At 65.6% G+C, this 14,054-nt stretch carries 12 protein-coding genes and 2 pseudogenes; 10 read left to right on the forward strand and 4 right to left on the reverse strand.

The window, feature by feature from the left end; all coding sequences use genetic code 11:
- The first annotated feature begins 18 nt into the window (after positions 1–18).
- The 9 genes from ACWHMB_RS17890 to ACWHMB_RS17930 all read left to right on the forward strand — a co-directional run bounded on the left by ACWHMB_RS17890 (position 19) and on the right by ACWHMB_RS17930 (position 7,112).
- Positions 19–552 carry an antibiotic biosynthesis monooxygenase gene (locus ACWHMB_RS17890; protein WP_377484392.1) on the forward strand — a complete coding sequence of 178 codons (534 nt, stop codon included), beginning with the start codon at positions 19–21 and terminating at the stop codon, positions 550–552.
- Positions 549–1,352 (forward strand): SDR family NAD(P)-dependent oxidoreductase, encoded by an 804-nt coding sequence (locus tag ACWHMB_RS17895; protein ID WP_008328873.1) that lies wholly within the window; start codon positions 549–551, stop codon positions 1,350–1,352. The genes ACWHMB_RS17890 and ACWHMB_RS17895 overlap by 4 nt, the downstream gene beginning before the upstream one ends.
- Positions 1,353–1,384: 32 nt before the next feature.
- Positions 1,385–2,299 carry an acetaldehyde dehydrogenase (acetylating) gene (locus ACWHMB_RS17900; RefSeq protein WP_008328875.1) on the forward strand — a complete coding sequence of 305 codons (915 nt, stop codon included), beginning with the start codon at positions 1,385–1,387 and terminating at the stop codon, positions 2,297–2,299.
- A 13-nt stretch (positions 2,300–2,312) separates the two neighbouring features.
- Positions 2,313–3,353, forward strand: a complete 1,041-nt coding sequence (gene dmpG, locus ACWHMB_RS17905) for a 4-hydroxy-2-oxovalerate aldolase (RefSeq protein ID WP_008328878.1) — start codon at positions 2,313–2,315, stop codon at positions 3,351–3,353.
- Positions 3,354–3,365: 12 nt separating this feature from the next.
- The gene (locus ACWHMB_RS17910; protein ID WP_008328880.1) at positions 3,366–4,343 is read left to right on the forward strand and encodes a Bug family tripartite tricarboxylate transporter substrate binding protein; all 978 of its coding nucleotides are present in this window, start codon (positions 3,366–3,368) and stop codon (positions 4,341–4,343) included.
- A complete protein-coding gene (locus ACWHMB_RS17915; RefSeq protein WP_255347959.1) occupies positions 4,340–4,552 on the forward strand; it encodes a 2-hydroxymuconate tautomerase in 213 nt (70 codons plus the stop codon). Before ACWHMB_RS17910 ends, ACWHMB_RS17915 begins: the two co-directional genes overlap by 4 nt.
- A gap of 63 nt (positions 4,553–4,615) precedes the next feature.
- A complete protein-coding gene (locus tag ACWHMB_RS17920; protein WP_008328886.1) occupies positions 4,616–4,843 on the forward strand; it encodes a cis-(methyl)benzoate dihydrodiol dehydrogenase in 228 nt (75 codons plus the stop codon).
- A 43-nt stretch (positions 4,844–4,886) separates the two neighbouring features.
- On the forward strand, positions 4,887–6,275 hold the full coding sequence (locus ACWHMB_RS17925) for an amidase (RefSeq protein ID WP_008328889.1): 1,389 nt from the start codon (positions 4,887–4,889) through the stop codon (positions 6,273–6,275).
- Between the two features lie 42 nt (positions 6,276–6,317).
- Positions 6,318–7,112, forward strand: coding sequence for a 2-keto-4-pentenoate hydratase (locus ACWHMB_RS17930; protein ID WP_008328897.1), 795 nt, complete (start codon positions 6,318–6,320; stop codon positions 7,110–7,112).
- Between the two features lie 307 nt (positions 7,113–7,419).
- Here ACWHMB_RS17930 and ACWHMB_RS17935 read toward each other — a convergent pair.
- Positions 7,420–7,548: pseudogene (locus ACWHMB_RS17935) on the reverse strand (IS1595 family transposase); the annotation flags it as partial.
- Between the two features lie 145 nt (positions 7,549–7,693).
- Between ACWHMB_RS17935 and ACWHMB_RS17940 the strand changes: the two are divergent.
- Complete coding sequence (locus ACWHMB_RS17940; RefSeq protein WP_377542700.1) at positions 7,694–10,396, forward strand: Tn3 family transposase; 2,703 nt, start codon at positions 7,694–7,696, stop codon at positions 10,394–10,396.
- A gap of 142 nt (positions 10,397–10,538) precedes the next feature.
- On the opposite strand, the pseudogene ACWHMB_RS17945 reads toward ACWHMB_RS17940, so the two are convergent.
- The 3 genes and pseudogenes from ACWHMB_RS17945 to ACWHMB_RS17955 form a co-directional block, all read right to left on the reverse strand.
- A pseudogene (locus tag ACWHMB_RS17945) lies at positions 10,539–11,156 on the reverse strand (type IV secretory system conjugative DNA transfer family protein); the annotation flags it as partial.
- Positions 11,157–11,449: 293 nt separating this feature from the next.
- A complete protein-coding gene (locus ACWHMB_RS17950; RefSeq protein WP_439607046.1) occupies positions 11,450–12,316 on the reverse strand; it encodes a LysR substrate-binding domain-containing protein in 867 nt (288 codons plus the stop codon).
- A gap of 59 nt (positions 12,317–12,375) precedes the next feature.
- Positions 12,376–14,010: an FAD-dependent monooxygenase gene (locus tag ACWHMB_RS17955; protein ID WP_034382482.1), complete on the reverse strand. Its 1,635-nt coding sequence runs from the start codon at positions 14,008–14,010 to the stop codon at positions 12,376–12,378.
- Positions 14,011–14,054: the final 44 nt, after the last annotated feature.

Below are 14,054 nucleotides of genomic sequence, written 5' to 3' on the forward strand. Positions count from 1 at the left end.
CCTGCGAAGCCTGCGCCCATGAACGCACCCGCCACCCCGTCGCGCGCCGTGACCGTGCTGGTCACGCGCCGGGTCGCACCCCAAGGCGTGGCCGGCTTCGAGGCGGCCATGGCCGGCATGATCGAGGCGGCAACGCACTTTCCCGGCCACCTCGGCGGCCAGCTGGTGCGCCCCGGCGAGGCCGGCAGCGGTGACGAGCCCCTGCTCTACCACGTGGTCTTCGCCTTCGACAACGACGCGCACCTGGCCGCCTGGCAGGACTCGCCCGAGCGCTCGCACTGGCTCGCGCAAATCGCCCCGCACACCATCGGTGCGCAGGAAATGCGCCGGGTCAGCGGGCTGGACTACTGGTTCGCGCCGGCGGGCAGCACCACCAAGGCGCCGCCGCGCTGGAAGGTGGCGATCGTGACTTGGCTGGGCATCTTCCCGACCGTGCTGCTGCTGTTCCTCACCGTGGCGCCGCTGCTGGCCGACTGGCCGCTGGTGCCGCGCCTGACCCGCTGGCTGGCCGGCTGGCTGCACGCCCGTCCGCCCGTAGGAGGGCGCCCATGAGCCCGGCACCACGCCCCCTGGCGGGGCAGACCGCCTTCGTCTCGGGCTCGACCGCTGGCATCGGCCTGGCCATCGCCCAGGCCCTGCTGGCCGACGGCGCCCATGTGGTGCTCAACGGCCGCGGCGAGGCGTCGGTGCAGCGCGCCCTGCAGACCCTGCGCCAACAGCACCCGCAGGCCGAGGTGTCGGGCATCGCCGCCGACCTGGGCACCGCCGCCGGCTGCGAGCAGGTGGCGACCCGGCTGGCCGATGTGGACATCCTGGTCAACAACCTCGGCATCTTCGAGCCCAAGCCCTTCGAGCAGATCGCCGACGCCGACTGGCAGCACCTGTTCGAGGTCAACGTGATGAGCGGCGTGCGCCTCGCCCGCGCCGCGCTGCCCGGCATGCTGACGCGCAACCGCGGCCGCATCGTCTTCATCTCCAGCGAGTCGGGCATCTGCCCGCCGGCCGAGATGGTGCATTACGGCATGAGCAAGTCGGCCCAGCTGTCCGTGGCACGCGGCCTGGCCGAGTGCTGCGCCGGCACCGCCGTCACGGTCAACAGCGTGCTGCCCGGCCCCACGCTGACCGAAGGCGCACGCGCTTTCTTCGACACGCTCGCCGCGCAGCAGGGCCTGAGCTTCGACGAAGCCGCGGCCCGCTTCTTCCGCGACGCGCGCCCCACCTCGCTGCTGCGCCGCTTCATCCGCCCCGACGAGGTGGCGGCCATGGTGGCCTACGTCTGCAGCCCGCAGGCCAGCGCCACCACCGGCGCCGCGCTGCGGGTGGACGGTGGCGTGGTGCGCACGCTCACCTGAACCTTTTTTCTTCTTCCCCCAGGAGTCAACCCATGACCAAAAAAATCAAGTGCGCCCTGATCGGGCCCGGCAACATCGGCACCGACCTGCTGGCCAAGCTGCAGCGCAGCCCCTTGCTCGAACCCGTGTGGATGGTGGGCATCGATCCCAACTCCGACGGTCTCAAGCGCGCCAAGGAGATGGGCATCAAGACCACCGCCGAGGGTGTGGACGGCCTGATCCCGCACATGAAGGCCGACGGTGTGCAGATCGTGTTCGACGCCACCAGCGCCTACGTGCACGCCGAGAACTCGCGCAAGGTCAATGAGCAGGGCGCGATGATGATCGACCTCACGCCCGCCGCCATCGGCCCCTACTGCGTGCCGCCGGTCAACCTCAAGCAGCACGTCGGCCAGCGCGAGATGAATGTGAACATGGTCACCTGCGGCGGCCAGGCCACCATCCCCATGGTCTACGCGGTCAGCCGCGTGCAGCCGGTGAGCTACGGCGAGATCGTCGCCACCGTGTCCAGCAAATCGGTCGGTCCCGGCACGCGCAAGAACATCGACGAGTTCACCCGCACCACGGCCGGCGCGGTCGAGAAGGTGGGCGGCGCCAAGAAGGGCAAGGCCATCATCGTGATCAACCCGGCCGAGCCGCCGCTGATCATGCGCGACACGGTGCACTGCCTGGTCGAAGGCACGCCCGACGAGGCCGCGATCACGAAGTCGGTGCACGACATGATCAAGGAAGTGCAGAAGTACGTGCCGGGCTACAAGCTGGTCAACGGCCCCGTCTTCGACGGCAACCGCGTCTCGGTCTTCATGGAGGTCGAGGGCCTGGGCGACTACCTGCCCAAGTACGCCGGCAACCTGGACATCATGACCGCCGCCGCCGCGCGCACCGCCGAGATGTTTGCCGAAGAAATCCTGAAGGGCGAGCTCGTGCTCGAACCCGTCGCCGCCTGATCCGGAGCACCCCATGAGCCAGCAAAAAATCACCCTGCACGACATGACCCTGCGCGACGGGATGCACCCCAAGCGCCACCTGATGACGCTCGAACAGATGAAGAGCATCGCCTGCGGCCTCGACGCCGCCGGTGTGCCGCTGATCGAGGTCACCCACGGCGACGGCCTGGGCGGCTCCAGCGTCAACTACGGCTTCCCGGCCCACTCCGACGAGGAGTACCTGGGCACCGTGATCCCGCTGATGAAGCAGGCCAAGGTCTCGGCCCTGCTGCTGCCCGGCATCGGCACCGTCGACCACCTGAAGATGGCGCACGGCCTGGGCGTGCACACCATCCGCGTGGCCACGCACTGCACCGAAGCCGACGTGAGCGAGCAGCACATCACCTTCGCCCGAAAGCTCGACATGGACACCGTGGGCTTCCTGATGATGGCCCACATGAACAGCCCCGAAGGCCTGGTGAAACAGGCCAAGCTGATGGAGGGCTATGGCGCCAACTGCATCTACATCACCGACTCGGCCGGCTACATGCTGCCCGCCGACGTGAAGGCCCGCCTGCAGGCCGTGCGCGACGCGCTCAAGCCCGAGACCGAGCTGGGCTTCCACGGCCACCACAACCTGGCCATGGGCGTGGCCAACTCGGTCGCCGCCATTGAATGTGGCGCCACCCGCATCGACGCTGCCGCCGCCGGCCTGGGCGCGGGCGCAGGCAACACGCCGATGGAAGTGCTGGTCGCCGTGCTCGACCGCATGGACGTGCAGACCGGTGTGGACGTCTGGAAGATCCAGGACGTGGCCGAAGACCTGGTCACGCCCATCATGGACTTCCCGATCCGCATCGACCGCGACGCGCTCACGCTGGGCTACGCCGGCGTGTACGGCAGCTTCCTGCTGTTCGCCAAACGCGCCGCCGTCAAGTACGGCCTGTCGGCGCGCGACATCCTGGTCGAACTGGGCCGCAAGAAGATGGTCGGTGGCCAGGAAGACATGATCGAAGACACGGCCATGACCATGGCTCGCGCGCGAGATGCGCGCGAGCAGAAAAAAGCGGCCTGAGGAACGCACCCTATGCAACGCAGAGATTTCATCGCCTCCGTGGGGGCCGGCCTGGCCCTGGCACCCGCCGCTGGTTGGTCGCAGGACGCCTACCCCGCCCGTCCCGTCAAGCTCATCGTGCCCTTCCCACCGGGTGGACCCACCGACATCATGGGCCGCACCGCCGCCAAGGCCATGGGCGACGCGCTGGGCCAGTCCTTCGTGGTCGAGAACAAGGCCGGCGCCGGCGGCAACATCGGCACCGACGCGGTGGCCAAGGCCGCACCGGACGGCTACACCATCGGGCTGTCGGCCATCAGCAGCCTGGCCATCGCGCCCTACCTCTACGACAAGCTGCCGTTCCAGGTGGAAAAGGACTTCGCCCCGATCTCGCTGGTGGGCACCACGCCCTGCGTGATCGTCGTGCACCCGAGCGCACCGTTCGCCGACCTCAAGGGTCTGGTGGCCTACGCCAAGGCCAACCCGGGCAAGCTCGGCTACGCCACGTCCGGCATCGGCACCAGCAACCACCTGGCGGCCGAGCTGCTGCAGTCGGTGGCCGGCATCGAACTCACCAACATCCCCTACAAGGGGTCGAGCCAGATCGTGCCGGACCTGCTCTCGGGCACGGTGATCATGAGCATGGAAAGCTCGCTGGCCACCACCTTGCAGCACATCCGCAGCGGCAAGCTCAAGGCGCTGGCCGTCACCTCGCCCACGCGCGCCAAGGCCCTGCCGGACGTACCGACCGTGGCCGAGTCCGGTTACCCCGGCTTCGCGGTGGAGACCTGGTTCGGCCTGGTCGCCCCCGCCGCCACCCCGGCCGCCGTCGTGCAGAAGCTGCACGACGCCTGGGCCAAAGGCGCCAAGACCGCCGAGGCCCAGGCCGCGTTCGACAACATCTCCGGCAACCTGCGCGTCACCACGCCCCAGGAGTTCGACGCCTTCATCAAGGCCGAGAACAACCGCTGGGGTGCCCTGATCCGCAAGCTGGACATCAAAGCCAACTGACCCAGGAGACCACCACCATGCCGTTCGCACAGATCTACATACTCGAAGGCCGCACGCCCGAGCAGAAGAAGGCCGTGATCGAGAAGGTCACCCAGGCGCTGCACGAGGCCATCGACGCGAAGAAGGAAACCATCCGCGTCTGGATCCACGAAATGCCCAAGGAGAACTGGGGCATCGCGGGCGTCAGCGCCAAAGACCTCGGCCGCTGACCAGGACCGGAATCGCCGCCCAGCGCTACCAGGGGCGCGTGGTGCAGGCGGCCCTGCAGGCCCATGGCCGCGTCGACGCGTCGGTGCACAACGTGGGCGGCACCATCTGGGTGCGTCTCGCCCGGTGCCATCGACAACGGCCAGCGCATCGTGCCGCGCAACCCGCAGCCGCTGAGCGAGGCCGAGACCGGCTGGATGAAAGCCATCTACACCCAGTTGCTGCGCGACACGCCGATGAACCGCCTGGGCACACCAGAAGAGATCGCCGCGGACTTGGCGGCCGGGTGGTGACAATGGGACACACCCTGTTCACCACACCCCGAGGAGAAGGCCCTTGAACGCTGCCCACCTGTCGCTGGCCGAGCACGCCGCCCGCCTGCGCCGCCGCGAACTGACGGCGGTGGCCCTGATCGACACCTGCGCGCAACACCACGCGCGCATGGAACCCCGGCTCAACGCCTACAAGACCTGGGACGGCGCGCGCGCCCGCAGCGCCGCCGCTGCGGTCGACACCCTGCTGGACCAGGGCCAGGACCTGGGCCCGCTGATGGGCTTGCCGGTGTCGGTGAAGGACCTGTACGGCGTGCCCGGCCTGCCGGTGTTTGCGGGCAGCGACGAGGCCCTGCCCGAAGCCTGGCAGGCGGCCGGCCCGCTGGTCGCGCGGCTGCAGCGGCAACTGGGCATCGTGGTCGGCAAGACGCACACGGTCGAGTTCGCGTTCGGGGGTCTTGGCGTCAACGCCCACTGGGGCACGCCCCGGAACCCCTGGTCACCCCACGAGCACCGCGTGCCAGGCGGGTCCAGCGCGGGCGCGGGCGTCTCGCTGGTGCAGGGCAGCGCCCTGCTGGCGCTGGGCACCGACACCGCCGGTTCGGTGCGCGTGCCCGCGTCCATGACCGGACAGGTGGGCCTGAAGACCACCGTGGGGCGCTGGCCGGTCGAAGGCATCGTGCCCCTGTCGTCCTCGCTCGACACCGCGGGCGTGCTCACCCGCACGGTGGAAGACCTGGCCTACGCGTTCGCCGCCCTCGACACAGAGAGCCAGGGCCTGCCCGCGCCTGCCCCGGTGCGCGTGCAAGGACTGCGCGTCGGCGTGCCGACCAACCACTTCTGGGACGACATCGACCCGAGCATCGCCGCCGCCGTGGAAGCGGCCGTTCAGCGCCTCGCCCAGGCCGGCGCGCAGGTGGTCCGGTTCCCGCTGCCGCACTGCGAGGAAGCCTTCGACATCTTCCGCCGCGGCGGCCTCGCAGCGTCCGAACTCGCGGCCTACCTCGACCAGCACTTCCCGCACAAGGTGGAGCGGCTGGACCCGGTGGTGCGCGACCGCGTGCGCTGGGCCGAGCAGGTGTCTTCCGTCGAGTACCTGCGGCGCAAGGCCGTGCTGCAGCGCTGCGGCGCGGGCGCGGCCCGGTTGTTCGACGACGTCGACGTCCTGCTCACGCCCACCGTGCCCGCCTCGCCGCCGCGGCTGGCCGACATCGGCACGGTGGAGACCTACGCGCCGGCCAACATGAAGGCCATGCGCAACACCGCCATCAGCAACCTGTTCGGCTGGTGCGCGCTGACGATGCCCGTGGGCCTCGACGCCAACCGGATGCCGGTGGGCCTGCAGCTGATGGGGCCGCCGCGCGCCGAAGCGCGGCTGATCGGCATCGCGCTCGGCATCGAGGCCCTCATCGGCCAGGGCCACGCGCTGCTGGGCGCGCCCGACCTGCCATAGCCGGCGCGCCCCACCCTCAACCTTTCCAGGCGGAGCCCCCCCATGACCCAGACGCCCAACCAACTCGCCGAAGCGATCTGGGCCGCCCGCCAGGCCGGTCGGACACTGGACGCCGCAGCCACCATCGGCACGCCCGACCTCGCCACCGCCTACGCCATCCAGCGCGCGCTGCTCGGCCTGCGCCTGGCCGCCGGCGAGCGCGTGGTCGGGTGGAAGCTGGGTTACACGTCGGAAGTGATGCGCCGCCAGATGGGCATAGCCCGGCCCAACATCGGGCCGCTGACCGACCGGATGCTGCTGAACTCGGGCGACGCGGTGCACGAGCGCCTGGTGCAGCCGCGGGTCGAACCCGAGATCGGGCTGCGCCTCCAAACCGCCCTCGACGCGCGGCACGCGCCCGTCGACCGCCACACCGTGGTCGCCGCCGTGGAGGGCGCCTACGCCTGCCTCGAAGTCGTGCACTCCACCTGGACAGGCTACCGCTTCAACCTCGAACAGAACACCGCCGACAACTCGTCCGCCGGCCAGGTCGTCGTCGGGCCACGCCTGCCGGTGACCGACCTGATGGCGGCGGGCACCGTGGCGGTGCGCCTGCACGACGGCAGCCACCACACGCTGGGACAGGGCGTGGGCGCCGATGCCGACGGCCACCCCCTTGACGCGGTGGCGCGGCTGGCGCGGGAGCTGGCCGCGTTTGGTCAGCGGCTGGAGGCGGGTGATCTGGTGATCACGGGTGGGCTGACAAAGGCTTGTGAGCTGGAGGTGGGGGGGAGGTTGACGGGAGTGTTTTCGTTTGGGGACGCTTGGTCGGTAGATGTGACTGTGCGGCGTCTGTGAAACGACACTTGATAGGTGCGGATCGCCTGCACATCAACCCGGTCAACGAACGGCTCCATCAAAGACGCCAGTGCAGCGTGAGCGGTCGCGTGACACCTTGACCAGTGAGCGGCCGGTGGAGGCGCCTCTACGATGGCCTGCAGAGAGGTCGAGTGACAGCCACCAGCCTTGTGCGGACTTCGGCCGCGATCAAATGAAGCGCTGCCACGGGTTGGCGCCGAGCCGACCGCGCAAGCCCTTCCTCAAGCAACTGTATGCCTGCAAGGGGTATCCGCTTAGCTCCATCAGCCCCATTGACACTGTGAGTTCATCCAGCAATGGTATCCGATTGCCTCTCCCCGGTGTTCTTGCTCACGACATCCCCATACGTCACTGGCGGCGTCACCACCGCTTGCTGCAGCAAGCGTTAAAACAGCATCCCGCGTGAGCTGGATGTGGGGTCTCCTCGTTTTCAGTGCAATAAGTGACGGTACGCAAAGCTAGCACTGGCGCGGGGGTGGTCTGGGTAGACCGTTGATTTCATTGACTTTCCTGTTCGCTTTGTAAACGGGTATGGTGGCCTCCCACTTTTGAGGTTCACGATGCAGGGTTGGCACACAACGTTTTTGGGGATGCGTGGGCTCCCCCGCGATATCAGCGACTTCGAGATGAAGGCATTTTTCACCTTCGATGGTGCCGAGCGCGACGCAATCAATGCACGCCGAGGTGATTCCCACAAGCTTGGTCTGGCGCTCCATATTGGTTTCCTGCGCATGAGTGGGCGTTTGCTCGGTGCCTTTCGGGTAATTCCAGTACTCGTGCGGGCGCGTCAATGGCTGTACAAGAACAAGCTGGTGATCGTGCACGAGCGGGCAATTCGGACACTGATTGCGGCGGCACTTGCCCAGCTTGAAGTTGAAACAGGCACCGCCATCGCCGCCAGCGTTGATCCAGCAACACTTGATCGCTGGCGAGCCTCAGTTTCAGAGCTGCGCCCAGATGGACAAACCCAGCAGAGTTGGCTATGGGCTGCACCGGCGAAACACTCAACCCGCCAAATCAGCGAGGTACTGGAGCGCATCGACCTGCTTTACACGCTGGACGTTCATAAGCACCTGGCAGACATCCCCGATCTCATCTTGCGCCGCTACGCGCGCCGACTTGTCTCCAGGCCGCCCTCAGCCGGAGCCAAGATCAAAGAGCCAGCGCGCACCGTGGAGGTCGCATGCTTTCTTCGGTATTGCCTGTTCACCACCACAGACCAGTTGATCCTTATGGTGCAGCGCCGGATCGCCGATCTGTGGCGTCAGGCTGCCGCCGATGTCCCCGCTACCGTCAATTGGGCCGCAATGTACAAAACGCTGCTCGGCGAACTTGTTGCCTTGAGCGCGCAAGGTGCGGTGCCAGATGCTGAGTTGCGTGCCCGTCTTGAAGCCTTGATCACCGAAACCCAGAAACGCAAACCACCGAGCAGGGCCTCCCTGGTCCGCGAGGGATTGATTGATGGAATTCGCCCCGTGCGGTCGTTGCTCGTCGCCATTGCAAAGCTGCCCTGGCAGGCCACCGGCGAGCATCCTGCCATCGAGTACCTTGCCAAGCTGCAAGCTTTATATCTCAAAGGATCCAGAAAGCTGCCAGTTGAAGTGGTGGCACCAAGTCTGGGAATGATCTGGCAGGTTTCGATCTCCAGCCCAGACCGGGAACGGGCGTTTCAGGCGTTGGAGGTGGCCACCCTGTTTGCCCTGCGCCGCGCGGTGCGCAATGGCTCGGTCTGGATTGAGCACAGCCTGAGCTTTCGGGGTCGTGCGCGCTTGTTCTTCACGGACGAGCGTTGGCAGGCAGAGTCCAAGAAACACTATGCCCGTCTATCGTTACCCAGCAAGGCTGCCACTTTCTTGAAGCCTTTGCTGGCCAGAGTAACTGCCGGTGTCGATGCGGTGGCCGCTGCAGCCCGCAGTGGCGTACTGCGCGTGGATGATGAACTCCATTTGTCGCCATTGCCCGCAGAGGACGAAGACCCAGAAGTGACCAAGCTGCGCGCGGCTTTGGATCACCGCATCGGTGAGGTTCAATTGCCGGAAGTGATTCTGGCCGTTGACGCCCAGGTGCGCTTTAGCTGGATCATGCTCGGACGTGAGCCGCGCTCTACCGACGAGCTGCTGATGGTCTATGCCGGCATCATGGCCCACGGCACCAGTCTGACTGCGGTCGAATGCGCGCGCATGATTCCGCAATTGTCTGCCACCAGCATTCGCCAGGCCATGCGCTGGGCGCGGGACGAACGGCGTCTGAGCCAGGCCTGCCAGGCTGTGCTGGAATTCATGCAGCGACACCCGATTGCCGCCACCTGGGGGCGGTCCGATTTGGCATCTTCTGACATGATGAGCATGGAGACCACCAAACGGGTGTGGCAAGCCCGGCTTGATCCTCGGCGCAACACACCTTCCATTGGAATCTACTCCCATGTAAAAGACCGGTGGGGCATCTTCCATGCGCAGCCCTTTGTGCTCAATGAGCGCCAGGCGGGCGTGGCCATTGAAGGTGTCATCCGCCAAGAAAAGCTGGAGACCAGCCAGCTTGCTGTGGATACCCATGGCTACACCGACTTTGCCATGTCACATGCCCGTTTGCTTGGTTTTGATCTTTGCCCGCGGTTGAAGGAACTCAAACAGCGCCACCTCTTTGTGCCACGCGGCACCAAAGTGCCCGCAGAAATCGCTGCGGTGTGCGAAGCCAATGTCGACGTCGCTTTGATCGAAAAGCATTGGGATAGTCTGGTGCACCTGGCAGCCTCGGTCATGAGCGGACATGCCAGTGCGGTGGCAGCTCTTGCGCGGTTCGGTTCTGCCGCCCAGGGCGATCCAATCTATGAGGCTGGCGTGCAATTGGGGCGGTTGCTGCGTACGGCGTTTTTGGCTGACTACTTTGTCAAGGACGCTTTCAGGAACGAGTTGCGCCGGGTGCTCAATCGGGGCGAGGCTGTTAACGCCCTCAAGCGCGCCATTTATACCGGCCGGATCAGCCCGGCGCAGGCCAAACGTGTCGATGAAATGCAGGCTGTGGCCGATGCGTTGAGCCTGATGGCCAACATCGTGATGGCGTGGAATACCTCACAGATGCAGGCGGTCCTGGATCGCTGGTCGAACCGCCGCCAGGTCATTCCACCGGAACTGATCGGGAAGATTGCGCCCACCAGGCTGGAGAGCATCAACTTGCGGGGTGTGTTTCGCCTCCCGGTTGACCGCTATGCTGACCAAATCCTGCCTTCGCGGCCAAATGCATCGATAACTGGCACCAATGGATGAAACCGACCACGGTTTGACGCCACGAATCGCAGATTTGAAAGTGAACAGGAAAGTCAATGAAATCAACGATCTACCAACACCACCTCCGCGCCAGTGCTAGTTTTTCGTACCGTCACTTATTGCACTGAAAACGAGGAGACCCCGAGAAGCGCGCACGCCAACCGGCCGTGAGCGCCCAATTCTCGCCCTTGATGTCGTGGATCACGGCGGAACCGGGCCAGGACAGCAGTGTGGGCACCACCAGCCCCACGCCCTTGCCCGAGCGCGTCGGCGCGAAGGCCAGCACGTGCTCGGGACCGTCATGCCGCAGGTAGCTGTCGTCCGTGCGGCCGAGGAAGACGCCGGCCGGTTCATGCAGGCCGATCTTGTGGATGTCATCGGCCTCTGCCCAACGGGCCGAGCCATAGGTGGTGACGCGCCGGGCCATGCGCGAGCGCCATACGGCCATGCCGATCGCAACACCGGTGGCGAGCAACCCGCTGGCCGCGGCGATGACACCGCCTCGCAAGAAGACGTCCGAGGCATAGGCGTCGTACCAGTACCACCACTCGAAGAGCTTCCAGGGCTCGTAGACCGGCACGCCCGCAGCGTCGAGCCACGCCGCGCCCAACTGCGGCTGGTAGCCCAATGCGCGCGCTGTCCACTGCGTGGCGGCCCACACGCCGCCTACGACCACGCCGACAACGACCGCGATCTGCCCGAGCAGGATGCCGGTGTGAGCGCCCGCCCCTGTGCCGTCTGCCTTGATCCGAGAATCCATGCATGCTTCCCCCGACGTGCTGCCAGCGCTCGCCATGTGCATGCGCACCCCCATGGCACGCATCGCACTAGTCTGGAGTCGATGTGCCACACGGCCAACCCACTAGGGCGAAGTGCGGCGCAGGCTGGCGCATAGGTCAAAAAAAACGCAGGCGGCTCGCAGAAACTCCCTCCTGGCGGATGGCGCATGCTTTCGCGCCCTTTAGTCGCAGAAGCATTCCATCGAATATCCAGGCTGTCCAAGGCCGATGGCGCAGGGGTCCCCGTCAAATCAGGCGAAAGCTGTAACGATCGCTACAAGGATTTGGCATGGGTAAGAAATCGTTCTATCACCTCAGGCAGGCCGAAGCGCTGGTGCTTGTGTAGCACGTAGGTGTGCAGGAGCAGCTCGTCCGCCAGCGGTAGGATGGCGATATCGCCGCGCCGCAGGGTCTCGGCATGTCCGCTGTCGGCCAGTCCCACGCCCAAGCCGGCGGCAATCCGCGTGACGTAACCGGTGAAGGTGTTGGCCTCGCCCGCGACCAGCGGAGCGCAGCCGCATTGCCGTAGCAGGCCATCGATCTGCTGGCGAACGCCTGGCTTGTAGCTGGCATGGCAGGCGATCATTGGAAAGCGCGCCAGCTCGGCCAGGCTCAGGGGCTCCTCCCGCGCTAACTCATGCTCTGTCGGCAGCAGTGCGATGAGCGGATAGCTCCACGCCACATCCTGGGCGATGCGCGCATCCTCAGGAACGCCGAAAGAGAAGCCGACATCCACGTCTTCCTGGCACAGCGCTGCTGCCAGTTCGCGCGCGCGCATCTCGGACAGTTCCAGCGGAACAGCGGGCGCAATCGCCTGCCATCCCGCAAGACATTCGGAGAGCCTGGGCTGAGCGATGCCATCGGCCACGCCGATACGCAGCGGCGCCTGGTGCATGGCGTGAGTCTGGCGCACAGCGCGCTTAGTGCGCTCAAAGCGGATGAAGAGCTTGCGCACCTCTTCCTGCAGCCGGGTGCCAGCCGGCGTCAGCATCAGGCCGCGCGGCCTGCGAACGAACAGTTGCACGCCCAGTTCGTCCTCCAGGTCGCGCACGGCACGCGAGAGCGGCGTCTGATCGATGTGGATGCGCTCGGCCGCCCGCGTAAAGTTCAGCTCTTCCGCTACTGCGATGAAATAGCGCAAGTGGCGTAGCTCAATCATCCCGGCTACCGGCCGGCGTTAGCTGCATGTCCTTGCGGCCTTCATGCCAAGGCCTCCATATCGGTCACGGATTTCGAGACGGCGCGCGCCAAGACCTGCATAGCGGTTCGTGACGACACAATTTCTTCCTGACTGGTCCACGCAACGAACTCATCCGGCCTAACCAGGATCCACCGGGCGGCATACCGCTCAGCACCCGTGCCCGGCGCCAACACTACCAGCTTCAACGACACCGCCAGTGCAGCAGCAGCTTCGCTGAATGCACGCGCATCCGCCCCCGATGGCCCAACGCACAGCAAAGTGAAGTCCGTCCCCAACTTCTCGAAGACGTTGCCGCCGTCGGCCAACGGCGCTGGCGGCAGGTGATGCCCCGCCCGCGCTTCGAACCGATGCTCCCCGACGGCGCTGCAGATGCCGTGCGGCCCACCCCAAACGATCGGAGAGCCCTCGTAGTTCGGCTCGAACGCATGGACCTCGCCGACTGCTCCGCGCGCCCGCGCTTGCCATGCTGACTCGAAGGCAGTGCGATCTGCCTCAGGATCGAAAGCATCCAGGAACTGACGATCTCTTTCGATCGACTTCGCAATAAAATCGTGAACAGTCGACGCGAATACTGGCCTGCGCTCGGCATCGTAGGAATCAAGCAGTGCATCGCCATCTCGTTTCTGAACCACGGCTGCAAGCTTCCAAGCCAGATTGCGGGCATCCTCGAATCCGGAATTGACACCGTAGCCACCATAGGGCGGATGGCTGTGAGCAGCATCGCCCGCGATGAAAACCCGGCCCGCGCGATAGTTGTCGGCAACGGCGAATCGCAGATCCCAAAAACCGATGTGCTCGAACTCCACTTCAAACTTGGCACCAACGGCTTCGTGCAGGAAAGCACGGAAGTCGAAGTTGTTCTCGGTCGTCCCAAGAGGAACTGGCGCGTGGAAAAACCAAGTCTGCCCGAGATCGACGCGACCCAGAAATTTCCAGTAGCCCTTGAGCTCCGGTTGAAGAACGTTGTAGTAGGATTTTCCAGGAAAGCGCTCCAGCAATGCATGCAACTCGGGTGAGCGGAACACCAACAGAACCATGAGCCGATCATGGTCCGTGCGCGTCTGCGTGAGCCCGACCTGCTCTCGGACAAGCGATCGGCTGCCATCACAACCAACCGCATACGCCGCCCGCAAAGTCTTTCGTTCCGTTCCGTCGCGCTCCGCAAGTTCGACCGTCACGCCTTCAGCGTCCTGCGACACTGCTTCCGCGCTCCATCCATACATGGTCCGCACCTCTGGCAGTTCCGCTGCACGGCTGCGCAACACCGCCTCGGTAGCGTACTGAGGCAGCCGCTCGTTGGCTGCGTAGTAGTAGGGCTGGACGAGATCGCGCTGGAGCCAGTCGTAAGAGTACGACCCAAGCAACGTCCCGTAGGCAGTCAAGCCACCGATGCCGTACTCAGGCGGGATCGTGCGAGCAGCGCGCAACTGCCGCTCCGCACCCCAGGCATGGAAATGCTCCATCGTCCTCTGGGTCAGGTTCTGGCCTTTTGGAATGGGCTGGGGCTGCACATACCGCTCTACCACGACGCAGCGCACGCCGCGCTGACCAAGATCGATGGCCAGGCCCATGCCGACGGGTCCTCCGCCAACGATCACAACCTCGGTCTCGTCCACGCTCTGAATGCTGTTCATTTCACCTTCTCCGATTTAGCGATAAAGCGCTGACTCAGCGCCGC

Source organism: Ottowia pentelensis, from assembly GCF_964341695.1.

Bases quoted from the DNA above. Each gene is read 5' to 3' on its own strand.
- ACWHMB_RS17890 (WP_377484392.1), top strand. From the start codon at position 19: ATGAACGCACCCGCCACCCCGTCGCGCGCCGTGACCGTGCTGGTCACG.
- ACWHMB_RS17895 (WP_008328873.1), top strand. From the start codon at position 549: ATGAGCCCGGCACCACGCCCCCTGGCGGGGCAGACCGCCTTCGTCTCG.
- ACWHMB_RS17900 (WP_008328875.1), top strand. From the start codon at position 1,385: ATGACCAAAAAAATCAAGTGCGCCCTGATCGGGCCCGGCAACATCGGC.
- dmpG (WP_008328878.1), top strand. From the start codon at position 2,313: ATGAGCCAGCAAAAAATCACCCTGCACGACATGACCCTGCGCGACGGG.
- ACWHMB_RS17910 (WP_008328880.1), top strand. From the start codon at position 3,366: ATGCAACGCAGAGATTTCATCGCCTCCGTGGGGGCCGGCCTGGCCCTG.
- ACWHMB_RS17920 (WP_008328886.1), top strand. From the start codon at position 4,616: ATGGCCGCGTCGACGCGTCGGTGCACAACGTGGGCGGCACCATCTGGG.
- ACWHMB_RS17930 (WP_008328897.1), top strand. From the start codon at position 6,318: ATGACCCAGACGCCCAACCAACTCGCCGAAGCGATCTGGGCCGCCCGC.
- ACWHMB_RS17940 (WP_377542700.1), top strand. From the start codon at position 7,694: ATGCAGGGTTGGCACACAACGTTTTTGGGGATGCGTGGGCTCCCCCGC.
- ACWHMB_RS17955 (WP_034382482.1), bottom strand. From the start codon at position 14,010: ATGAACAGCATTCAGAGCGTGGACGAGACCGAGGTTGTGATCGTTGGC.